The organism is Planosporangium flavigriseum, assembly GCF_011947225.1.
GTDB classification, from domain to species: Bacteria; Actinomycetota; Actinomycetes; order Mycobacteriales; family Micromonosporaceae; genus Planosporangium; species Planosporangium flavigriseum.
In genome coordinates this window covers 63,233-85,145 of the sequence record NZ_JAATVW010000020.1, presented here as the reverse complement: position 1 = coordinate 85,145, position 21,913 = coordinate 63,233, and the positions used below count along the sequence as shown (strand labels likewise).

The following is a 21,913-nucleotide window of genomic DNA, read 5'->3' as shown; positions in this document are numbered from 1 at the left end:
CCCGGCCGACAACCGACCCAACGACTCCAGCTTCTGCTCGTGGCGCTCCTCAAGCTCCCGCCGCTGCTGCTCGCGCTGCTCGGTGATGTCACGGAAGACCACCACCACGCCTCCAGCGGTGGAGCCCACGTGCAGCGGCGCCGAGGAGTAGGCGACCGGGAACATGGACCCGTCCTTACGGGTGAAGATCTGATCCTCGACCCGGATGGATCGGCCCTCGGTGTGAGCCGTAAGCATGGGGCACTCGCCGATCGGAATGGACGTACCGTCGGCCCGCTGGAAGTGCACGAGGTCATGCATCGACCGGCCGAGCAGCTCTTCCTCGGTCCACCCGAGCATCTCCAGCGCCGCACGGTTGACGGAGGTCGTACGCCCCTGATCGTCGACCGTGTAGAGCCCCTCAGCCATGTTCTCCATGACGACCTCGCGGAACGCTTCAGCGTCATTGCGCTCGGTCAGGTCGACCACGATCAGCCCGACGCCGACGATCTCGCCGTCGACCCGCACCGGGTAGTAACTGGAAAGCCACGAGTGGACGCGGCCCGGATCGGTGCCGAACGCACCCGTTCCGCTGCTGCCGAAGACCGACTCGCCGGTGTCCAGCACCCGCCGGTAAAAGGGTTCTACCTGGGGCCATGCCGCCGGAATGACCTCCGCGACCCGGCGCTCGACCATCTCGTCCACGGTCATGCCGGCCATCGCGGCGAGCGTGTCGTTGACACGGGCGTACCGGAAGTCCCGGTCCACGAAAGCGAGGCCGACCGGCGCGGCCGCCTGCATCGTCTCCAGGAGGGTCAGCGTCTCGGCGGTCTGCCGCTCGGACCGGCGCAGGTTCTCCTCCAACGTCTTCTGGCCGTCGACGTCGGTCGCGGTGCCGACCCACCGGACGACCGCACCGTCGGCCCCGCGCACCGGCACGCTCCGGCAGTCGTGCCAGCGAAACTGGCCGTCGGCGCGGCGGATCCGGTAACTCTGCTCGAAACTCGTCTGCGTGCGGACCGCCTCTTCCCAAGCGGCCTTCGCACGGGCGGCGTCGTCGGCGTGGACGAACGAGACCCAGGCCCCGTTGAAGTTAGCCTCCGCCGGAAGTCCGCTGTACTCGATACCCCGACGATTGACGTACTCCGTGGACCCGTTGGCCCCGGACAACCAGACGATATGCGGAATTTCGTCGACGAGACCACGTACATCGCCAAGGCCGACCGGGAAACCCCCGCCGACTATCGAATCGCCGCTCGGACGGGAAACACCCTGCGATCCGTGACTTTCAGACATGGCGCGCCCTTCTAGAGCCCCTACGTGGGGCGTGATACCCCTCGCAGACGACCAGCTGAGTGTCCAAGCCGTGCGACTGACGCACGCCTGCTCCGAGCACACCGCGCCGTCGCCTGCCCCGTTAACGACCCGTGTAGCGGAAAGAAGCGGACCCGGTCCGATCATCCCCCGAACCAAACCATTCGGGCCATACGCCAGCCACTTTAGAAAATGTGATGTATCGAGGGTCGGCGCCCTCGATGCATCACTTCGCGCAACTCTGCACTACGCGCACTTCTTCCAGGCGAAGTGGTAGATCGTACTGATGCTGCCGTCGGTCGAGTCCATGGACAGGAAGCTCGTCGTCTTCGTGGAATCGGACCCACCCGCGGCCACCCGCAGCTCGGCATTGATGTTCAGGAAGCGCTGCTCACCACACGGCGCGAAAACCAGCGAAGGGACATCCACTGAATCTGTCGTCTGCCAGTCGTCGTTGTACGGTCCGGAAAAGGGATGGTTGACGTACGCTGTCTGCGACTGACCTGGAAGTAGTAGTTGGCCCGCTGGAGGCCGGTGGCGCCGTTCTCGAGGTGCGCGAAGCCCCGGTAGTCCGCCTTCGCGATCGCGTACGTGAAGCCCTGCGGAACGTGTACCGCCAGGTTGAGCTGGCAGTTCTTGCGGAAATCGGTCGGCTTGGCGCCGACGCCGACCTGGGCGAGATAGTGGCTGTAGGTGACCGTGAACGCCGCGTTGTCCGGCGAGACGGCGACGGCGGCCGTGCCGGCCGGACAGCCGGAACCATTGACCGTCACGACATCGATGACAATTTTGTCAGGCGGCGGCCGAGCAGCTGGCACCTCCGGCACCGACACCGGTTACACAAGAACAGATAGCAGTACCCCTCCGACAACCATCGCATTGAGCATGACCCCTCCGATCGCCGCGGTGCGATGAAGAATAGTGCATTGCAGAATGCCGCAATGAAAAACCGCGTGCCGAGACACGGCGCAATGAGATACTTCATCGATGAAATACGGATCGATGAAATACGGATCGATGAAATACGGATCGATGAAATACGGATCGATGAAATACGGATCGATGAAATACGGATCGATGAAATACGGATCGATGAAGTACCGGCAGGGAGATTAGCGACGCCGCGTCGATCGCGTCAACGCCCTCACACTTGACTGACAGGGCCCACTTTTCCGCCTGACGCGAGTCCATTATTAATTCACGTTTATGATTTCATAATGTGCACCGGCACCGTGCCCAGCGGCGGGCGCTAGCCGTCCCAGCCGCTAGCCGCCCCAGCTCTCCAGCAGTCGGTCGAGTTCGTCGCGCTGCGGGGCCGTCGCCGAGCCCGCGCGTGTCACGGAGAGCGCCGCCGCGGCGTTGGCGACGCGCACCGCCACCAGCACGGACCCCGGCAGCAGCGACCCCGGCAGCGTCGACCCCGGCAGCGTCGACCCCGGCAGCATCGACCCCGGCAGCCCCAGCGCGGCGAGGAAGGCACCGGTATGGGTATCGCCAGCGCCGGTACTGTCCACCGCCGCGACGGCCGGGGCGGGCACCTGCTCGGGCTCGCCGCGGCCGGGCAGCCACCCGGTGCAGCCACGAGCACCCTGGCGTACCAGGAGCGTGCACGCGGGGTGGAGCCGGTCGCGGAGGGCGCGGCCCACCTCACCCAAGTCCTCGTAGCCAGTGAGCAGGCGGGCTTCGCGCTCGTTGAGGGTGAGGACGTCGACCCGGTCCAGGACCGGATCGAGCACCCGCGGCGGAATCTCCGCCGCGAGCGGTCCCGGATCCAGTACGAGCAGCGAGTCGTCCAGATCGACACACCAGGCCGCGACCGCCGGTCCGGTGACCGGATAACACAGGTCGTAGCCGGATACGTAGAGCGCGTCGCCGGGGCGAACCTCCACCGCGTCCAGATCGGCCGAGGTCAGCTCCGACTCCACGCCTGGGCGCGTGACGAACGTACGCTCGGCGTCCGGCTCCACCAGGCCGACACAGACGCCGGTGTCACCGGTACTCACCGGCATCAGCCGCTCGATCCCCTCGGCGGCGAGAGCGGCGGTGACCAGCCTGCCGAACGGTCCATCCCCGACCCGCCCGGCGAGCGCCGCGGGCAGTCCCAGCCGGCGCGCTGCCGCGAGGACGTTGAACCCGCCGCCCGCCTGGATTGCCGCGTCCGAAGCCAGTACGTCGCCGCCGCGCTCGGGCAGCGCCGGAACGGGCATGAGGATGTCGACGAGGACGCTGCCGACGAGGACGAGTCGGTGCGGCGCGCGCGTCACCGGGCCGCCCCCAGCGCGCGCCACCGGGCCGCCCCCAGCGCGCGTCACCGGGCCCCCAACCGGTCCCGGAGGCCGAGCAGCCGCTCGGCGAGCGCGGCGATGCCGAGACGAGGGTTCGCGAGATCTTGATTCACCGCAGTCAGTGTGGCCACCGCGTCGCCGGGCAGGGCGGCGTACCCGTGGCAGGCACCAGTGATCGCGCCGACCATCGCCGCGACCGTGTCGCTGTCCCCGCCGAGGCTCGCTGCCGCGAGGCAGGCCTGCCAGGTGTCGTCCGGATACAGGGAGACGACGGCGAACGCCGCCGGTACCGCCTCCTGGGTCGCCACGCCCGTACCGACGAGCCGGTAAATGACGTCCAGCGGGTCTGGGCGCCCAGCGACGTTGCCAGCCACGTTGCCAGCCACGTTGCCAGCCACGTTGCCAGCGACAAGGTCACACGCCCACTCGATCCGCGCCGCCACGTCGGCGCCCGGGATGTAACTCCCGCGCGCCGCGCCGAGCCGGGCCGCCTCGATGCCGAGCCGGATCGCCTCGGCCGGCGTGGCGCCGTCGATCCCGGCGCTGACAGCTGCGGCCACGGCGGCGGCTCCCGCGTTGGCCACGGTGGTGTCGTGGGTGACGCGATTGGCATCGGCGACGGCGTCGACGAGGCGATCGATCGGGGCCGGTGGGTACGCGATGCCGACGGGCGCGACGCGCATCGCGGCGCCGTTGGTGTCTCCCCACCGGCCGCTCGCGTCGATCGGCGCGCCTTCTGCGAGGAGTTGGAGGGCGCGGCGGGTGGACGGGCCGAGCAGGTCCGCCGACCCCAGGTCCACCATCCGGGCCTCCCAGCTCAGCAGCTCGTCGGCCAGTCGCCGGGGGTCGACCCGGCCGTCCCCCTCGACCAGCAGCCGACCGAGGATCAGGGCCTGGTCGGTGTCGTCGGTCACCCGCCCGGCGGGCGTACCTCGGCTGATCTCGTTGCAGTCCGGAGCGTCGACGAACCCCGTGAGCGCGCCGTAGCGCTCCACGATCCACTGGCGCGGAAGCAGCTGGGTCGGCATCCCGAGGGCGTCGCCGAGCGCCAGCCCAACCAGCGCCCCGCGAGCCCGGTCGTACCGGTCGCTCACGGAGTCATCTCGTTCACGGAGTCATCTCGCTCACGGAGTCATCTCGCTCACGGACTTACCCCGGTTACCGAACGTTGCTGCTTGACCGGTACACACATGTCCAGTACACAGAATCTGATCATGATCAGACTGTCAAGTAGTCATGCTGTCAACTAGCTGCGACTAGCCGCGGCCAGCGACGAGGAGGTACGCGTGCCGCGCCTGCGCACGTCGAACGAGCGCGATCCGTTCGAGCTCGCCGCCGACGCCGCGGCGGTGTTGGCGGAGGCGACGTCCTGCCGGCGCCACGACGCCGTGGTCGTCCTGGGCAGCGGCTGGGTACCCGCCGCCGACGCGTTCGGGGAGCCGGCGGCCGAACTGGCCATGGTGGACCTACCCGGATTCCACCAGCCCGTCGCCGACGGCCACGTCGGCCTCGTACGCTCCTACGACCTCAACATTCCCGTCGTCGGCAACACCCGCGTGCTGTGCTTCCTCGGGCGCACCCATCTGTACGAGGGGCGCGGCGTCGATGCCGTGGCGCACGCCGTACGCGTCGCCGCGGCGAGCGGCTGCCGTATCGCGGTACTCACCAACGCCAACGGCACCCTGCGCCCGGAGTGGGGCCTCGGCACCGGGGTCGTCATCCGTGACCACCTCAACCTCTCCGGTACGTCACCGCTGCGCGGGCCGCGCTTCGTCGACCTGTCGGAGTGCTGGAGCCCGCGACTGCGGCGCCTCGCGCTCGACGCCGAGCCGACCCTGGCGGAGGGTGTCTACGCCTTCCTGCCGGGGCCGCACTACGAGACGCCGGCGGAGGCGCGCGCGTACCGGACGCTCGGCGCCGATGTCCTGGGCATGTCCACCGTGATCGAGGCGATCGCCGCCCGCGAGGCCGGGCTGGAACTGCTCGGCCTGTCCGTGGTCAGCGCGATCGAGAAGGTCACCGGCGCCGACACGTACGGCGAGCCGATCGACCCGGCCGCGGTCGTCGCCGCGGCCGAGGCGTCCGCCGGCACGCTGGGCGGCGTCATCCGCACGGTCCTCGAACAGGCGCTGGCCGCCCCGAAGCAACCCACCGACTCCGATACAAGGGGAACCGCATGACCACGGACGCTCGCTCCACGGGCACTCAGCCGTTGGGGTCGGGAGGCAGCGGCCTGGCCGTCGAGGCCAACGGCATCAACGTCATCGCCGAGTCCGAGCGCAAGGGCAAGCCGCGCGATCTGTTCTGGCCGTGGTGCGCCGCGAACATCGCCGTACTGGGCATCAGCTACGGCTCGTTCCTCCTCGGCTTCGGGGTCTCGTTCTGGCAGGCGACGATCGCCGGAGTGCTCGGCACCGTCGTCTCTTTCCTACTCGTGGGCTTCGTCTCGCTGGCCGGCAAGCGAGGCTCCGCGCCCACCATGATCCTCAGCCGGGCCGCGTTCGGCGTACGCGGAAACGCGCTGCCGGCGACCCTCAGCTACATCCTGCTCGTCGGGTGGGAGACCGTACTCTGCTCGCTGGCCACGCTCGCCACGGCGACCGTGTTCGACCGGCTCGGCTGGGGCAGCGGTATCGCGACCAAGATCATCGCGTTCCTCGTCGTGGCGTTGATCGTCGTGCTCGCCGGGGTCCTCGGCTTCGACGCCATCATGCGCCTGCAGAGCATCATCACGATCGCGACCGCCGTCCTGACGGTCGGCTACGTCGTGCTGACCGCCGGCCACGTCTCCTGGGAGAAGGTGTCGTCGGCGCCGAGCGGGTCCGCCGGGGTGTTCATCGGCGCCCTGATCCTGGCGGTGACCGGCTTCGGGCTGGGCTGGGTGAACTCCGGTGCCGACTACTCCCGTTACCTACCCCGCACCGCGTCGGGCCGGGGCGTCGTCGGGTGGACGACCTTCGGTGCGAGCGTCGCGCCGGTGGTCCTGGTGGTCTTCGGCCTGCTGCTCGCCGCGTCCGACGCCGACCTCAACGGCAAGATCGCCGCCGACCCGATCGGCGCACTGACCACGATCCTGCCGACGTGGTACCTCGTGCCGTTCGCGCTCGTCGCCGTCCTCGGGCTCGTCGGCGGCGCGGTGCTCGACATCTACTCGTCCGGGCTCGCGCTGCTCACGCTGGGCTTGCGGGTACCGCGGTGGGTGGCGGCCGGCATCGACGGGGTGCTGATGATCCTCGGCACGATCTACCTCGTCTGGCTCGCCGACAGCTTCCTCGGCCCGTTCCAGGGCTTCCTCATCACGCTCGGGGTGCCGATCGCCGGCTGGTGCGGCGTCTTCCTCGCCGACCTGGCGCTGCGCAAGACCGCGTACGCCGACGCGGAGCTCTACCAGCCGGCCGGCCGCTACGGCGCGGTCAACCCGGTGGCGGTGGGGCTCGTCGTCGCCGGCACCGCCGTCGGCTGGGGCCTGGTCACGAACGGCTTCGCCTCGTGGCTGTCCTGGCAGGGGTACCTGCTGTCGGTGGTCGGGCTCGGCGGCAAGACGGGCGCGTGGGCGTACGCCAACCTCGGCGTCGCCGCCTCGTTCGCCATCGGGTTCGCCGGCTACCTGGCCCTCGGTCGCCAGCGCGTACGCGCCCAGGAACGCATCGGTGAGCCTGCCGGCTGCCGAGCCGAGGCTGCCTAGTGTGGGTGGCATGGTGAAAACGGTGGTGGTACCGGTCCCCCGATGGGCAATCGCCGTGCCGCCGACGGCTGTACTGGTGCTGGCCTTCACGTGGGGACGCCACCTCGGCGCCGGAGTGCCGTTTGGCCTTGTCACGTTGAGTCTGGTCGCCGTGACGCTGATAGCGGCGGTGGTGGCCGCGGTCCACCATGCGGAGGTGGTGGCCCACCGGGTCGGAGAGCCGTTCGGGACGCTCATCCTGGCCGTGGCGGTCACCGTCATCGAGGTCGGCCTGATCCTGATGCTCATGTCGGCCGGCGGTGCGGGAGCGTCGTCGCTCGCTCGCGACACGGTGTTCGCCGCGTTCATGATCGTGTGCAACGGGGTGGTCGGGCTGTGCTTGCTTGTGGGAGCGCTTCGACACTACGAACTGGAGTTCCGGGTGGAGGGGACCACCGCCGCCCTGGCGACGCTGACGGCGTTGGCCACGTTGGCGTTGGTCCTCCCCGCGTTCACCACCAGCACACCGGGGCCCACGTACTCCGGTGCGCAGTTGGCCTTCGCGGGGATCGCGTCCCTGACCCTGTACGGAGTCTTCGTCTTCGTACAGACGGTCCGTCACCGTGACTACTTCCTACCGGTCGAGTTCCTACCGGTCGAGACGGGCCCGGACGCTTCCGAACACCGCGGAGCCCGTCCGGAAGACACCCACGCGCCGCGGCCCGGTGCGCGCACGGCGCTGCTGAGCCTGGGGCTGCTCATGCTGTGCCTGGTCGCGGTCGTGGGGCTGGCGAAGACGGCCTCACCCGCGATCGAGGGCGCGGTCGCGGCCGTGGGCGCACCTCGCGCAGTTGTGGGAGTGTGCATCGCGCTGCTGGTGCTGCTGCCGGAGACGGCGGCAGCTGTCCGCGCCGCTGCGCGTAACAGACTCCAGACCAGCCTCAACCTGGCTCTCGGGTCGGCGTTGGCCAGCATCGGCCTGACCATCCCCGCTATTGCCGTCGCGTCGATCTGGCTGAGCGGCCCGCTCGTGCTCGGGCTCGGACCCAAGGAGATGGTGCTGCTCGCGCTCACCGTGGTCGTGACCGTGCTGACCGTGGCGCCCGGCCGCGCTACCGTCCTGCAGGCAGCAGTACACCTTATGATCTTCGGTGGTTTCCTGTTCCTTGCCGTCACGCCGTAGCGGCACCGACAGGATCTCCACCGAGAGAATATGGCTGCCGCATGGTAGAAACCCGCGTCGATCCCGAAACCGGTGAATGGGACGTCATCGCGCCCCGGCGGTCCGCGCGCCCGGTCGACCGACCGGGCGGACCGGTGCCGTGCCCGTTCTGCCCGGGCAACGAGGCGATGACGCCGCCGGAGGTGCTGCGGGTGCCGGCCGGGGCGGACACCTGGCGAGTACGGGTCTTCCCGAACCTGTACGCCCTGGTCGCCACCGACGACGAGCTGGTTTCCGAACCGGCGCTCCCCTTCACCGGCCAGCACGAGGTCGTGGTGGAGTCCGCCCGGCACGACTGGGACCTGCGGTTCGGCACGCCGGACGAGGTGGCGGACGTCCTGTTCGCAATGCGCGAGCGCTGCCGCACGCTCGCCGCGCGGCAGCCGGCCGCCATCAGCGTCTTCCGCAACTACGGCGCGCGGGCCGGCGCCTCGCTGGCCCATCCGCATAGCCAGATCGTCGCGCTCGACCAGGCGCCGCCCGCCCTGGTCCGCCGGTGGCGGCGCGCTCGCGAACACTACGAACAGACGGGGCGCTGCCTGCACGACGACCTCGCGACGGCCGAGCGCCGGGAGGGTACGCGGGTGGTCAGCGACGCCGAGGGCGTACTGGTCTGGCAGCCGTACGCCGCGGCCGTGCCCCACCACACGATGCTGCTGCCAGCCGATGACAGCCCGGATCTCGCCAGCGCCTCCGACGATGCCGTCGCCGCCATGGCCCGGGTACTGCCCCGCGTGCTGACCGGCCTCGCCACCGTGCTGGACGACCCGGCGTACAACCTGGTCTTCCATTCCGGCCCGACCGATACCCCTACCGCACGCGACTGGTACCGGTGGCACGTCGCCATCTATCCGCGAGTGACCACGCGTGGTGGGCTCGAGCTCGCCACCGGGGTGGCCGTCAACCCCACCGCCCCTGAAGAGACCGCCCCGGCCCTGCGGCGCGCGCTCTCCGGTTGATCAGGCGCGCTCGTGCACCAGGTCCCCGTCGACGAAGACGAGGGCCGCGGCGACCTCGTAGAGCGGACGTCCGATGAGAACGAGGTCCAAGGCGCGACTGGGTGAGCCGTCCTCGGGGACACCATGTCGGCGAACGACTGCCGTTCGTGCCGCCCGCTCATGACGACACCCGTACATGATCTGCGCATCGGGCGCACCGATATACGCCCTCAGCAAGATAGGACAAACGTTCGAATCGAAGTGTCGTACCGCGTCGGTAGTTTGTCGTTCGTGGACGGTGCGTTGGCGTCGCTGGATCGCGGGCTCGAGGAGGGTCGGGCGGTGCCGGTGTACGCCTTGGCAGAGGCCGGTCTGGTGGACTTCCTCGACGGCCTGCAGGCGCACCTTCAGGGCGTGATCGAGCTTTCGCTGCGAGTGGTCCGGGAAGTCGATGGTCGGGCGGTCGCGGCCGGGCAGGGCGCGCCGAACACGGCCGCGTGGCTGCGGGATCGCTACCGGGTCAAGAAGGAGACCGCGCTCCGGCTGGTGCGGTTGGCCGCCGCGCTCGAGCGTGACCTGCCGGTCACCGCCGACGCCCTGGCCGACGGTGACATCAACGTCGAGCAGGCCGACGAGATCGCCAAGGCCGTCGCGGTCCTGCCGGCCGAGCACCGCGCGGCCGCGGAGAAGCGCCTGGTCGACGACGCGGCCACGTTCGGCCCGCAGCAGTTGAAGACCCTGGGCACCCGGATCCTCGAGGTCGTCGCCCCCGACGAGGCCGAGGCGCGGGCCCGGCAGGCGATGGAGCGCGCCGAGGAACGCGCCTTCCACGGCCGCGACCTGCGCCTGAGTGAGGTGCCCGGCGACAACCGAGTCCGGCTTTCCGGCTGGCTCGACCGCGAATCCGCCGCCCAACTCCGCGCCGCGATCGACCCGCTGTCCGCGCCCCGACCGTCAGCCGGCGAGCCCGACGTGCGCACCCCCGGCCAGCGACGCGTCGACGCCCTCGTCGAGGTATGCCGGATCGCGCTGGCCTGCGGCGAGCTGCCCGCCAACGGCGGCGACCGCCCCCAGGTCGTGGTCACCGTCGGCATCGACACGCTGCGCCAGCAGGTCGGGACCGCGACCCTCGACGACGGCTCGTCGCTGCCGGCGACCGCCGCCCGCCGGCTGGCCTGCGACGCCGCCCTGCTCCCCGCCGTACTCGGCAGCGCCGGCCAGGTCCTCGACGTCGGCCGCGAACAACGCCTGATCAAAGGACCCCTGCGCCGCGCCCTCGTCCTACGCGACCGCGGCTGCGCGTTCCCCGGCTGCGACCGCCCACCCCGCTGGACCGACGGCCACCACATCGTGCACTGGACAGACGGCGGAACCACCAGCCTCGACAACGCCGTCCTGCTCTGCGGCTACCACCACCGGCAGGTCCACCACAGCCCGTGGCAGGTCCGCATCAACCCCGGCGACGGACTCCCCGAATTCACCCCACCCACCTACATCGACCCCGAGCAAAAGCCCCAACGCAACCGCTACCACCGACGCCAGTGAGGGCGCCCGGAAACCATCGCCGCTCCCCGCCCAGTCAATGCGCGCGTCCCAGCCGACGTGTGACCCACCGAAGGTGCTTAACGACCTGGACTTCCCCGCGTCCAAGTGACCGTCTATGTGAGCGAAGCGGTGGCCAGCTTGACCGCGAACCCGACGAAGACGGCCGCAACACCGGTCGTCAGCGCGGTGGCCAACTTCCGCCGGCGGCGAAACTGGGTGGCCAGGTAACTGCCGGTGAAGATCAGCGTAGTCAGATACGCCGCGCTCACAAGTTCGGCGATCGCACCCAAAACCAGGAACGACAGCCAGGCGTGGGGGTACCCGGGCTGAACGAACTGGATGAAGAACGAGACGAAGAACAGGGTCGCCTTCGGATTGAGCAGGCTGATCACCAGGGCGCGGCGAAATGGGCTGCGCTCCTCGGCCGTCCGTATGCTGGCCGCGGGCTCATCGGCCGGCTCGACTGGACGCCGCCAGCGGCGCCACGCCCCGCGCAGCATCCCGATACCTATCCAGCACAGGTACGCGGCGCCGGCGTACTTGACTACCGTGAACAGCGCCGGTTCGGCGCGCAGCAGCGACGCGACCCCGGCCGCAGACAGCGTCATCAGTACGGCATCGCCGATGAACACGCCGCACGCGCCGGCATATCCGGCGCGCACGCCCCGGCGGGCCGCCACCGACAGCACGAACATCGAGTTCGGCCCCGGCAGCAGGACGATCGCGACGGTCCCGATCACGTACGTCCAGATGTTGGTAATGCCCAGCATGTGCCCCATCTTGATCTCCTTGCCGGCCGCCGTACCAGGTGTTTTTGGCCACGGCCCACCTAGCCGAACGAACCTAGCCAAGATCGTGTATCACCAGCATCGGCGACACGGACAGGCTTGCTCGGCGCCCACCCGATGGCGGGGCGCCCTCGTGGGACGCCCCCACCACCAGTCCCACGGCGGAAGAGGCGAGCGGCAGCGAAGAACGGCAGAGAAGAGCGGCAGCGAAGAACGGCAGCGAGCCCGGGAGCCAGGGCACTGATGAGCCAGAGTACGGCCGGGCATAACGTGGAAACGTGGACCGGGAGGGTGCCGGCAGAGGCTATCTCGAGCACCTCACGGACGCGGACCTCGAGGTCCTGTCCGCCTGGATCGGCATGGACACCGAGCGCGCGGGTGAGCTGCGCGGGCAGCCTGAGACCGTACTGGATCTGTTCGATCACCCGGAGCTGTTCGACCGGGTGTACGGGCCGGATCCGGCCGGCCTGATCGGGATCTCCCCGTTCTTCACGTTCCTGGTCGCGGTCGAACAGGCCGCGAGGGAGATCTCCGTCGCCCCGTTCCTGGCCGAGCGCTCCGCGCCCCGCCAGCGGGTACCGGTGTTCGACGCCCCACGGCTCCGGGATTTCCTGATCGATCCGATGCGCCGGCTGTTCCTGGCCGAGCTGCTGGCTTCGTTCGTACGCGTGGCCAGTGGCCGGTACTGGACGCGTACGGCTCGAGGATGGCGCTCACAGCGGTACAGCGAGCTCGACCCGCTCCGGCTGGCCCAGCTCGCGGAGCAGACACCGCGCGCATACCGTCCTGGCGCGTACCGGCGGCTAGGGGACGTCTCGCTGTTCCTGACCGGGGTGTTTCCCGACTACGCCCAGCTGTACGCATTCGGGCCGTTCGACACGGCGCGGCTACTGCGGGCCACCGGGCTGGCGCAGGACGACGAGAGCGGCCTGCTGACGGCGCCGCCGATCCAGCTCCTGGAGCATCTCGGCCAGCGCTGGTACCGCCTGGCATCCGAGCTGGCGCCGGTAGCGACCGCACAACTTGCCGTCGTGTCGCAGGTCGCCGACAGATTCCGGGACGCGAGGCGGATCCTCAACCACATCGCCGACCACCACTTCTCCCGGGTCGACAACCCGTGGTTCGGCCCGCCCGGGTCCTGAGGGATGCGGGCCCTGCGGGACTCGTACGCGTCTCTTCCGCCCCTACCGAACCGTGGTCTCGCCGGTCTCGCGTACCGGCAGCACCAGCCGGGTGCCGGAAAGCTCCAGCGGGCTGGTCACACCCGGGTTCGGTGCCCGGAAGGTCGGCTGGTCCACCTGGACCAGGTCCAGCCGGATCCGGTCACCTTGCGGGAACGCCCAGTGGTTGCCGTACAGCGGCACCCGTACCGTGCCCGTGGTCGCGTCGTATCCGTTGAAGTCGAACCGGTACACGCCTCTGCTGACCAGTACGGCGGTGCCGTCTGGCTTGACGTCCCACACACGCGCGGCGAGCACGGCGGTGGACAGCGGTGGCACGGCCGTGTACTCGGCCTGGGCGTATCCGATACCGACGAAGGTCTGCGCGGCGGGCAGTGGCGCCGAGACCGCGGAGTACCCATCAGGCGGGACCGGACCCGGCGAGGTGCGGCAGCCGTCCCCGCCGGGAACGGGGTTAACGCCGGCCACCGCGTCGGCGGCGGGGCCGTTCGGGTCACTCGCACCGGCGGTAGGGGCCAGTACTGCCGTGCCGTTGTAGTCGACGGTCAACCGGCCACGGGCGAGGCTCTCCGGGGTCGGCGCGAAGATCTGGCCGGCAGTGGTTGGATTACCGCCGCACACGGTGGGGAAGCTCGTGACAGACGTCCATTGTGGATGACTGCCGGTAATGTGGTCCTGCAGGAACCTCCACGCCTGCGCGTTGACCGCCTGCCAGACGGCCGGCGGGTTCTGCGCCCTCGAGTGCCCCAGGTCGCCGACGGCGACCGCCACCGGCCAGCGCGGGTCGAGCGACTTGAGGTAGTTGTACATCCGGAACGACTCGACCGCCGGGAACAGGTCGTCGGTCCAGCCGGAGATGGAGTACACGGCCGGCTCCCGGCCCGCGGCCTTTCCGATACGCCAGCCGGGCTGATAGTACGCGGAGTGCCAGCCGCTGAAGCTGGTGCGAAGCTGCCCGACGACGGGATCGTCGACGCGGCCGGGGGCGCTGTACGGCTCCCCCGCGGCCATCCGGTTCAGCCAGGCGGTGTACGGCTCGGGGCCGTTCGTCTGCGGCCCGGGGGAGCCTTCGTCGAAGACGCCGTTGGTGGTGCCGAGCGCGTACAGGCCGTTGATGTAACTGGTCTTGGCGACCCCGATCGGGTTGCCCACGCCGAGGGTGTCCGGCGCGCCCTGGGAAGAGGAGTAGAGATCGGGCCCGTGCCCGTTGGGAAGGAGCGAGTACGCCAGGTCGGTCCACGGGTACTTTGGTACCGCGACCTGCAGGCGCAGTCGCGGCAGCTCTGGGAAGTCGGCCCAGTACGGACGGGCGGCCTGCTCAGCGGCCTGCAGCCAGCTCTCCCCACCGCCGTACGAACCACCGCTGACGGCGACCTGGTCGCGGTTGATGTCGGTAAATGCCCGGGCGGTGAGCGCCGCGAGCCATTGGGTGTCGCGGATCTCGACGTCCTTGTTCTTGACCCGGATCGTGCCGGACGGCAGGCACGCCGAACCGCCCGGGGGCAGGCAGTTCGGCGCCGTTCCGGCCGGCGTTGCCGGCTGGTAACTTGCGGTCGGGCCGTTGTCTTTGAAACCGCGGGCGGTGTACGTGAGCACGTAGTAGCCGTGCTTCGCGAACCAGTGACTGTTCCAGTGGTACTTGTCGGCCACGTCGGCCTCGTCCGAGGTGGACTGCCACTCGTGCTTGTTGTTACCGAAGCCGTGCATCAGTACGATCAGTGGGTGCCGGGAGCCGGTACCGGCCATCGGCAAGGTGACGTCCACATCAAGCGGTGAACCGTCAAAGCTGGGCACCTGGGCCGAGCAGACCGTAGTTCCGCCCGGGTAGGGCGCGCAGTTGGCCGACAGTACCGACGGGTCAGGCACCGCGGAACTAGACACCACGGAACTAAACACCGCAGCGCCGGCCGGTTGTGCCGCACCGGCCGCGACGAGGCCGACAACCACAAGCGGGACGAAGGCCCTGGCTACGGCGGCTTTACTCGAGGCTGTTCTCGTTACGGTAATTCTGGCCGCGGCAGGTCTGGTCGTGGCAGCTCTGGTCATGGCGGCTCTACCCTTCGCCCGCGCCCCGGCGCATCGAGCAATCGATGCGCATCGCCCTACAACAGCCCTATCGGCGAAGCGGAGCACGGCGTAACACCGCCGTCCCCCGCCAGGGGTACGGGAACGGGCTCAGCCATCCACGCGGAGATGACTCTGCCTGGGAAAATATCCGCCTGCGAAATATCTAGCTGGGAAATGCCCGCCTCGGAGACCGCCACCTCCAGCAGGCGCTAGCCGAACGGCATGAGCGCCCGGGCCGCCCGCGTGCCGACGGTGCCGACAGGTCCGCGGGGCTTTTCCAGTTCGGTCGCTATGGAGCTCACGACGATGAGCGCGCCCGTGAGGACAGGGATCGTCCACTGTACGATCCGCTGCCTCTGCTGTGCCTCACGCACGTCTTCGGGAACTTCGCCGCTCGGCTCGGTAACACCCGCGACCGGAGCCTCGCGAGCTCGCTCCATTCTTATTCCCAGCCAGCGGCTGTAGCCGGTCGCCGCCAGCGCGGCGATGCTGAGGCAGGTCTTGAGGTTCTTCATCGGAGGGCCTTCCTCATCGCCGCCGGGCCGGCGCTCCGACATCCTCATGCCCACCCCGCCGATCAGGTGCGCTCCGATCGCCGCCGCGTTGAGCGGGGTCCACCGGTCCCAGCCGATGGAGGAGATACGCAGCCGTTCGCGTGGATCCCTGGCCTCCGCGGCCGCGCCGTTGAGGCCCACCACCCCCATCAGCGAGCCGCCGAACCACGCGGCGAGGCCGGTGTCGTACATCGCTTTCAGAATCGGGTCGCGTTCGACCATGTTCGGCTCCTAACCGAGCGGATACATTGCGGGGCTGAAGCACTACCGACAGCACTACCGACAGCACTACCGACAGCACTACCGACAGCACTGCCGAGCTGGAGCGCCACCGAACTGACGCCCCTTCCCGAACGGGGGCCCGCTACCCGACTGGGCTACGGCTACACCTGGTTAGGACCGCGCCTGGTTAAGGCTGCGGGCCGCTGCGGAGCACCGGCCCGCTCGGTGCTCCACAGCGGGCCGAGTGATCTTCAGCACGTCCAAGTTTGTGCATAGTTGCCTGTACGACTGGGTACAGATGGCGTGTGTTGTGTGCAGGGGACGTGCTCGGGGGCCGCTACCGCTTAGATGAGCCCATTGCTGACGGCGGTATGGGCGAGGTCTGGCGGGCCACCGACGTCTCGCTCACCCGAACTGTCGCGGTCAAGGTGTTGCGCCCGGCTCTGGTGAAAGATCCGGATTTCGACACCAGGTTCCGCTCAGAGGCCCGGATGATGGCCGCCCTGACCCACCCGAACGTCGTCAACGTCTACGACTACGGCCGTAGCGCCCTGAACACGGGCGGTAACATCGCGTACCTGGTGATGGCGTACGTGGACGGCGATCCGCTGTCCCGGCGGATCGTCGACTCGGGGCGGCTGTCGGTCGCCGAGACCATGTCCGTAGTGGCACAGGCCGCCGACGCGCTGCACGCCGCCCACATGCACGGAATCATCCACCGAGACGTCAAGCCGGGAAACTTGCTGGTCCAGCCGGACGGGGCGGTGAAGCTCGTCGACTTCGGAGTCGCGCGTTCACCGGCCGTGACGCAGATCACCACGGCCAACGCTATTCTCGGCACCGCCATGTACATGGCACCCGAGCAGGCCTCGGGCCACCCGGTCTCCCCCGCCACCGACATTTACGCGCTCGGGGCCGTGGCCTTCCACTGCCTGGCCGGCCATCCACCGTTCAACGGTGAGACCCCGCTGGAGATCGCCCTCCAGCATGTGTCCGACCCACCGCCACCGTTGCCGGGCGACATACCGCCCCGGGTACAGATGCTGGTCGCCCGCACGCTGGCCAAGAACCCGGCCGACCGGTACCCCACCGCCGCCGCGTTCGCCGCCACCGCCCGCGCCGTGACGGCCAATCCGAACGCGATTCGGTCAGGCGCGATTCAGTGGGCCGTGGTTCCATCAGCCAGGACCGGTGCACCCAGGACCGGGCCGGCCGCGGCTCGCTCAGTGACGGCTGCGTCGGCTGCGGCCGGAGTCGCCGCGGCTCAAGGGTCTGCGGCTCAACGGTCTGCGGCTCAAGGGTCTGCGGCTCAAGGGTCTGCGGCTCAACGGTCTGCGGCTCAAGGCACTGCGACGCTAGGGCCTGCGGTGGCCGCCTCCACCGTTCAACCCGCGGAACTCGACCCGCCCACCACGCCGGACCTGCCCGCACTTCTCACCCAGCCGCCGAGCCGACTTCGCCGGGGTCCACGCCTGGCCGCCGTACTCGGCGTGGCCGGTGTCGCGGCGGCTGTCGTGCTCGGGCTCGCCGCGTTCGGCGGCCTGGTCGGCCTGTCCCGGCCTGCCGGCACCAGTCCGGCCGACAGGGCGGAGCAGACGGGTGCTCCCATGGCCCCCGTGGCGAACCCGTCCACCACCACGCCCACGCCGTCCAGCCAGACTGCGGCCCGGCCAGCGGTTCCCGTACGGGCCAGCACCGCGGTCTCCGCGCCGGCGCCCACTCCCACCACCAGCCGGCCCACCCCGTCGCCAGCTGCGCCGGCCGCGACCGCCGTCCCGACGCCGACCGCCGCCCCTGTGCCGCCGCCCGCGCCCGGCCCGACCGCCGTCCCGACGGAGTCGCCGAGCGCCGCTCCGTCCGCTCCCCCCGCAGACCCACCCGTCAGCAACTGATCATTCAGCAGCTCTCCGTTGGTCGGGGAGCCAGCGAACCCATACCGTCGAACCCACGCCCGCGTTCGGCTTCCCGCCCGGCGTAGGCTTTCGCCAATGGTCGCTGACCTGGAGGAGCGCTTCGCTGGCTTCGCGGCGCGGCTCCGCCCGGCTGCGCCGTACCGGGATCCCTGGCCGGCCGAGCGGCGGCTGGCGATGATCGCCATCGACCACATCGCCAGGGGCCACCTCGCCAGGGGCCACCTCGCTAGGGGCCACCTCGCCAGGGCGCACACAGGCGCAGGTCACACAGCCACGAACCATCCTGTCGCGCCACAGTCCACCCCTTCCGCCCTGACCCGGCTCGGCTTCTCACGGGGGGAAGAGATCGACGCCGCCACCGGCCGCCCGTACGCGATGTATGTTGGCGGAGCGTGGGGGGTCGTCCTGGTCGACCTGTCCATGCCGGCGCGCGTGGTTGTCGAGGTTCCGCACCCCAACTCCGACCTTCGTACGGAGCGGATGGGCGCCCGGCTCTTCCGGCTCGTACCCGGCTCTGTCCTGCTGATGGCCGGCGCGCACCGGAGGGCGGCCGGCGGCGCGGCGGATGTGGCGCACAACGACCGGTCGCTGTTCAACGCCCTGGCCGCCGGGGCTGCCGGTCGGCGCCTGCCCCAGGTCCAACTGCACGGCTTCGCGGACCGCAGCCTCCCTGGCCTGGACGCGGTCATCTCGACCGGCACCACGACCGCGACCCCCGCTGCGGTGCGGGTCACCGACCGGCTGCGCCGGATCGGGCTGGCCACCTGCCAGTCCTGGCAGGACAGCCGCGGCCGCCTGGAAGGTATCGGCAACGTCCAGGCGCTGACGGCCGAGCGGCTCGGTACCGTCTTCATCCACCTCGAGCTGAACTGGCGCGTGCGCGGTGACGAACGGCTGCGGTCAGGCGCTTTGGAGGCCGTCGCCGCGGCCGACATCGCGGCCGGTTGAGATCACAGCCGGTTTAGATCACAGCCGGTTGAGATCGCGGCCGGCTGAGATCGCGGCCGGTTGAGATCACAGCCGGTTGAGATCACAGCGACGGGCGTACCGGACCTGAGGCGGGGGTGCGCCGGCCCATCCATCGCAAACGATCGGGACAATGGGTTCTTAGCCAGAGGTTGCGGCAGGAGATCACGGAAGTTGTCCCACAATCGCCCATCCCCGTCCAACGACGATGACGGTCTCGGTCTGCGAGCCGACTGCGCACGCTGCTTCGGACTGTGCTGCGTCGCGCTGCCCTTCACCGCCTCGGCCGATTTCGCGATCGACAAGGACGCCGGCAGGCCGTGTGTGAACCTGCAGGCTGATTTCCGCTGCGGTATCCACGCCCACCTGCGCGAGCGGGGCTTCCCCGGCTGCACCGCCTTCGACTGCTTCGGCGCGGGGCAGAAGGTCTCCCAGCTCACCTTCGGCGGGCAGGACTGGCGGCAGGACCCGCAGACCGCGCGGCGGATGTTCGACGTGTTTCCGATCATGCGGCAGCTCCACGAGCTGCTCTGGTACCTGACCGAAGCGCTGACGCTACCGCCGGCCCGCCCCCTCCACGGCGATCTTCGCCGCGCGTTGAACGACACCGACCGCCTCACCCGCAGCAGCGCCGAAACGCTCGCCGCGGTGGACGTGCCGTCGCTGCGCCAAGAGATCAATACCCTGCTGCTACGCACCAGCGAACTGGTACGGGCCACCGTCCCGGGCCGCAAGAAGAACCACCGGGGCGCGGATCTCATCGGGGCGAGTCTCAAGGGCGCCAACCTGCGGGGTGCGAACCTGCGCGGCGCCTACCTCATCGCGGCCGATCTCACCCGTGCCGACCTGCGAGCCGCTGATCTGATCGGGGCGGACTTCCGCGACGCAAGCCTTCGCGGCGCCGACCTCACCGGAAGCATCTTCCTCACCCAGGCCCAGGTCAACGCGGCCAAGGGGGACGCCGCCACCAGGTTGCCCCCGCGGCTCACGCGCCCCGCGCACTGGTAGCGCCGGCCGGTGTTCCGCCCCATCGGCTACGCCCGGAACCCCAGCAGCGGCTGATGAGCGCGTCGCAGGGTCTCGACTCAAGCCGCTGTCGGGGGTGTGCGGCGCTGCATCGCGGCGAGGCCGCGCTTGTACAGCATCCATCCGCCCATGATCAGGAGTAGGCCGAACACCAGGAATCCGATGTCCCAGGACAGCGGTGCACCCAGGTCGTCACGCACGTGGTGAATGCCGAGAATCTGGTGGTCGATGAGGCCCTCGACCACGTTGAAGATGCCCCACCCCATCAGCCCCAAGCCGAAGTGGAACGACCAACTCGGCGCCAACCGACCTTCGCGCCACGCCTTGAGGGCGGTGATCGAGCCAGCCAGGACAAAAAACCAGGTCGCCACGTGGAAGAAGCCATCGGCCAGGGTGTTCACCTCGAGGCCAGCGACCGTGGTCGGCGGGTACTCCGCTACGTGGCTCACCATGTGGTGCCACTGGAGGATCTGATGCAAAACGATGCCGTCGATAAAGCCGCCCAGGCCCACCCCGAACAACAATCCGGACGCCTTCGACGGCAGGCGGCGGTGGTCCGCCGTCTCGCTGCGCACGGCCATGACGCCACCGGTACCCACCGGCACCAGTTAGTACACCCACCGCGTCGCCGCGACGACCTCCTCGGGTTCGCGGTCGCCGAAAGTCTCCGCCTCGGCGCGGCGTACCGCGAGGAACGCCTCGAACAGCTCCTCCCCCATCGCCTCCCGCAGCAGGTCGTCGCGCTCCAAACGGGCGATGGCCGTCGGGAGCGAGTCGGGTAGCCGGGGCGGTCTCTCAGGCTCAGGTAGCGCGGCCGGGTCGACCGTCACCTCGGCCGGCAGTTTCAAACCCGCGTCGAGAGCATGCGCCGCGACGGCGCAGACGGCGCCGACGGCCAGGTACGGGTTGGCCGCCGGGTCGCAGCACTTGAGCTCGGCGTTGGCGGCGGTGTCGTGGGCTCCGGTCACGCCGGTCACAAACCGCAGGGCGGCTTCCCGGTTCTCCCTGCCCCAGCACTGGAAGGCGCCGGCCCACCGCTGCGGTACGAGACGCAGGTAGCTCGCCACGCTCGGCGCGGTGACGCAAACGAGCGCGGGCATCCGGTCGAGCAGGGCGGCCAGGATCGACTCGCCGCGCGCCGTCATGCCGTACGGGCCGTCACCTCCGGCGAAGAGGTTCCGCTCCCCGTCCCATAGCGAGAAGTGCAGGTGCGCACCGTTACCCACCTGCCCGGCGGCGACCATGGGGGCGAACGAGACCCGCAGCCCGTGGTGGCCTGCGACCGCCCGGATCGTCTGGCGCACGAGCACAACCATGTCGGCGGCGGCCACCGGATCGCCCGGAGCCACCGACAGCTCCAGCTGGCCGGAGGCGTACTCGGGGTGGAACTGCTCGACCGCGACGTCCTGCGCGGCCAGCGCGTCCAACAGATCCCGTGCGTAGTCCGACAGCTCGACGACCCGGGTCATCCCGTATGCCGGGCCGGTCGTCGCTGGTACGGGGTCGTCAGCGGTTTTCCCGACGAACCACTCCACCTCGAACGCGGCCCGCATCCGCACACCGGCGTCGGCCAGCCGCACCGCCATCCGCCGGGCGAACATCCGCTGGCAGGCCGGGTACGGCTCGCCCTCCTGGGTCCACCGGTCGACCGGCGCCCACGCCCAGCCGTGCTGCGCGGCCAGGACGGTCATCCGGTCAAGGTCCGGGTGCAGCCGTAGATCGCCGACGGGACCGCCGATGTACCGGCTGGTTGTGATCGAGTCGTCGACGCAGAACACGTCGAACACCGGCGACGCGCCGACGCCCCAGGCTGCGATGTGTGGCAAGCGGTGTCGCGGGACGGTCTTGACCCGGGTGACGCCGGCGTTGTCGACCCAGGTGAGTGCGACCGCCCGGACGGCGCCGGTGGCCAGGTCATCAGCGATCTCGCGGGCCCGCGCGGCGAGCTCGCCGCGCTCCGTTGGCCCCAGGGGACCCATAGCAGGATTCTCCCCCAGCTTGCCGAGATCATCACAACGGGCGGTGGGGCTGTGTCGAAGTCGCCGACAATCTGCCCGACGTCGTCGCCGTCCGCGACAGCAAGGACCCGGCCGGCCCCGCGCTGACGTTCAGTCCCACCGCATGGGCCACCTTCGTAGCCGGCATCAAGCACGGCGAGTTCGATGCCGCCTCGTTTCTGACCGGATTAGGCGACCGTGCCGCGCCCCGATGAGTGGTACACGTCACTCTACATAGCCCACAGTAGACAA

Annotated in this window: 17 protein-coding genes and 2 pseudogenes; 10 read left to right on the top strand and 9 right to left on the bottom strand. The window is 69.7% G+C overall.

What is annotated here, in order from left to right; all coding sequences use genetic code 11:
- From HC028_RS22770 to HC028_RS22755, 4 genes and pseudogenes are all read right to left on the bottom strand, one after another.
- On the bottom strand, positions 1-1,275 hold a 1,275-nt coding region (locus HC028_RS22770), incomplete at its 3' end, for a PAS domain-containing protein (RefSeq protein ID WP_275941366.1).
- A gap of 264 nt (positions 1,276-1,539) precedes the next feature.
- A pseudogene (locus HC028_RS22765) lies at positions 1,540-2,126 on the bottom strand (DUF4360 domain-containing protein).
- Positions 2,127-2,558: 432 nt separating this feature from the next.
- Entirely contained in the window at positions 2,559-3,581 is a 1,023-nt protein-coding gene (locus tag HC028_RS22760) for a PfkB family carbohydrate kinase (protein ID WP_203981658.1), read from the bottom strand.
- 20 nt (positions 3,582-3,601) lie between these two features.
- On the bottom strand, positions 3,602-4,672 hold the full coding sequence (locus HC028_RS22755; protein WP_168079425.1) for an ADP-ribosylglycohydrolase family protein: 1,071 nt from the start codon (positions 4,670-4,672) through the stop codon (positions 3,602-3,604).
- Positions 4,673-4,864: 192 nt separating this feature from the next.
- Here HC028_RS22755 and HC028_RS22750 point away from each other — a divergent pair, with 192 nt between their 5' ends.
- The 5 genes from HC028_RS22750 (at position 4,865) to HC028_RS22730 (ending at position 10,947) form a co-directional block, all read left to right on the top strand.
- Positions 4,865-5,758, top strand: coding sequence for a purine-nucleoside phosphorylase (locus HC028_RS22750; RefSeq protein ID WP_168079424.1), 894 nt, complete (start codon positions 4,865-4,867; stop codon positions 5,756-5,758).
- Complete coding sequence (locus HC028_RS22745; protein WP_168079423.1) at positions 5,755-7,263, top strand: purine-cytosine permease family protein; 1,509 nt, start codon at positions 5,755-5,757, stop codon at positions 7,261-7,263. The genes HC028_RS22750 and HC028_RS22745 overlap by 4 nt, the downstream gene beginning before the upstream one ends.
- Before the next feature lie 10 nt (positions 7,264-7,273).
- Positions 7,274-8,425: a calcium:cation antiporter gene (locus HC028_RS22740; RefSeq protein ID WP_168079422.1), complete on the top strand. Its 1,152-nt coding sequence runs from the start codon at positions 7,274-7,276 to the stop codon at positions 8,423-8,425.
- Positions 8,426-8,466: 41 nt separating this feature from the next.
- On the top strand, positions 8,467-9,423 hold the full coding sequence (locus HC028_RS22735) for a galactose-1-phosphate uridylyltransferase (RefSeq protein WP_168079421.1): 957 nt from the start codon (positions 8,467-8,469) through the stop codon (positions 9,421-9,423).
- A gap of 270 nt (positions 9,424-9,693) precedes the next feature.
- Positions 9,694-10,947, top strand: coding sequence for an HNH endonuclease signature motif containing protein (locus HC028_RS22730; RefSeq protein WP_338091295.1), 1,254 nt, complete (start codon positions 9,694-9,696; stop codon positions 10,945-10,947).
- A 113-nt stretch (positions 10,948-11,060) separates the two neighbouring features.
- Here HC028_RS22730 and leuE read toward each other — a convergent pair whose 3' ends face one another.
- Complete coding sequence (gene leuE, locus HC028_RS22725) at positions 11,061-11,726, bottom strand: leucine efflux protein LeuE (protein ID WP_168079419.1); 666 nt, start codon at positions 11,724-11,726, stop codon at positions 11,061-11,063.
- 287 nt (positions 11,727-12,013) lie between these two features.
- Here leuE and HC028_RS22720 point away from each other — a divergent pair, with 287 nt between their 5' ends.
- Positions 12,014-12,877 carry a hypothetical protein gene (locus HC028_RS22720; RefSeq protein WP_168079418.1) on the top strand — a complete coding sequence of 288 codons (864 nt, stop codon included), beginning with the start codon at positions 12,014-12,016 and terminating at the stop codon, positions 12,875-12,877.
- Positions 12,878-12,919: 42 nt separating this feature from the next.
- Here HC028_RS22720 and HC028_RS22715 read toward each other — a convergent pair whose 3' ends face one another.
- Both HC028_RS22715 and HC028_RS22710 read right to left on the bottom strand, forming a co-directional pair.
- Complete coding sequence (locus tag HC028_RS22715) at positions 12,920-14,782, bottom strand: S15 peptidase family protein (protein ID WP_168079417.1); 1,863 nt, start codon at positions 14,780-14,782, stop codon at positions 12,920-12,922.
- Between the two features lie 410 nt (positions 14,783-15,192).
- The gene (locus HC028_RS22710) at positions 15,193-15,759 is read right to left on the bottom strand and encodes a hypothetical protein (RefSeq protein WP_168079416.1); all 567 of its coding nucleotides are present in this window, start codon (positions 15,757-15,759) and stop codon (positions 15,193-15,195) included.
- Between the two features lie 371 nt (positions 15,760-16,130).
- On the opposite strand from HC028_RS22710, the gene HC028_RS22705 reads away from it, so the two are divergent.
- The 3 genes from HC028_RS22705 (at position 16,131) to HC028_RS22695 (ending at position 19,646) form a co-directional block, all read left to right on the top strand.
- Positions 16,131-17,651, top strand: a complete 1,521-nt coding sequence (locus HC028_RS22705; protein ID WP_168079415.1) for a serine/threonine-protein kinase — start codon at positions 16,131-16,133, stop codon at positions 17,649-17,651.
- Positions 17,652-17,747: 96 nt separating this feature from the next.
- Positions 17,748-18,620, top strand: coding sequence for a hypothetical protein (locus tag HC028_RS22700; RefSeq protein WP_168079414.1), 873 nt, complete (start codon positions 17,748-17,750; stop codon positions 18,618-18,620).
- A gap of 192 nt (positions 18,621-18,812) precedes the next feature.
- The gene (locus HC028_RS22695; RefSeq protein WP_168079413.1) at positions 18,813-19,646 is read left to right on the top strand and encodes a pentapeptide repeat-containing protein; all 834 of its coding nucleotides are present in this window, start codon (positions 18,813-18,815) and stop codon (positions 19,644-19,646) included.
- Positions 19,647-19,723: 77 nt separating this feature from the next.
- Here HC028_RS22695 and HC028_RS22690 read toward each other — a convergent pair whose 3' ends face one another.
- A complete protein-coding gene (locus HC028_RS22690) occupies positions 19,724-20,269 on the bottom strand; it encodes a DUF2243 domain-containing protein (protein ID WP_239075605.1) in 546 nt (181 codons plus the stop codon).
- 3 nt (positions 20,270-20,272) lie between these two features.
- Positions 20,273-21,643, bottom strand: coding sequence for a type I glutamate--ammonia ligase (locus HC028_RS22685; protein WP_168079412.1), 1,371 nt, complete (start codon positions 21,641-21,643; stop codon positions 20,273-20,275).
- 50 nt (positions 21,644-21,693) lie between these two features.
- On the opposite strand from HC028_RS22685, the pseudogene HC028_RS22680 reads away from it, so the two are divergent.
- A pseudogene (locus HC028_RS22680) lies at positions 21,694-21,876 on the top strand (DUF397 domain-containing protein); the annotation flags it as partial.
- Positions 21,877-21,913: the final 37 nt, after the last annotated feature.

Excerpts from the sequence above, each read along its gene's own strand:
- HC028_RS22745 (WP_168079423.1), top strand. The coding sequence starts at position 5,755 with ATGACCACGGACGCTCGCTCCACGGGCACTCAGCCGTTGGGGTCGGGA.
- HC028_RS22740 (WP_168079422.1), top strand. The coding sequence starts at position 7,274 with ATGGTGAAAACGGTGGTGGTACCGGTCCCCCGATGGGCAATCGCCGTG.
- HC028_RS22735 (WP_168079421.1), top strand. The coding sequence starts at position 8,467 with ATGGTAGAAACCCGCGTCGATCCCGAAACCGGTGAATGGGACGTCATC.
- leuE (WP_168079419.1), bottom strand. The coding sequence starts at position 11,726 with ATGGGGCACATGCTGGGCATTACCAACATCTGGACGTACGTGATCGGG.
- HC028_RS22710 (WP_168079416.1), bottom strand. The coding sequence starts at position 15,759 with ATGGTCGAACGCGACCCGATTCTGAAAGCGATGTACGACACCGGCCTC.
- HC028_RS22705 (WP_168079415.1), top strand. The coding sequence starts at position 16,131 with ATGGGCGAGGTCTGGCGGGCCACCGACGTCTCGCTCACCCGAACTGTC.
- HC028_RS22700 (WP_168079414.1), top strand. The coding sequence starts at position 17,748 with ATGGTCGCTGACCTGGAGGAGCGCTTCGCTGGCTTCGCGGCGCGGCTC.
- HC028_RS22685 (WP_168079412.1), bottom strand. The coding sequence starts at position 21,643 with ATGGGTCCCCTGGGGCCAACGGAGCGCGGCGAGCTCGCCGCGCGGGCC.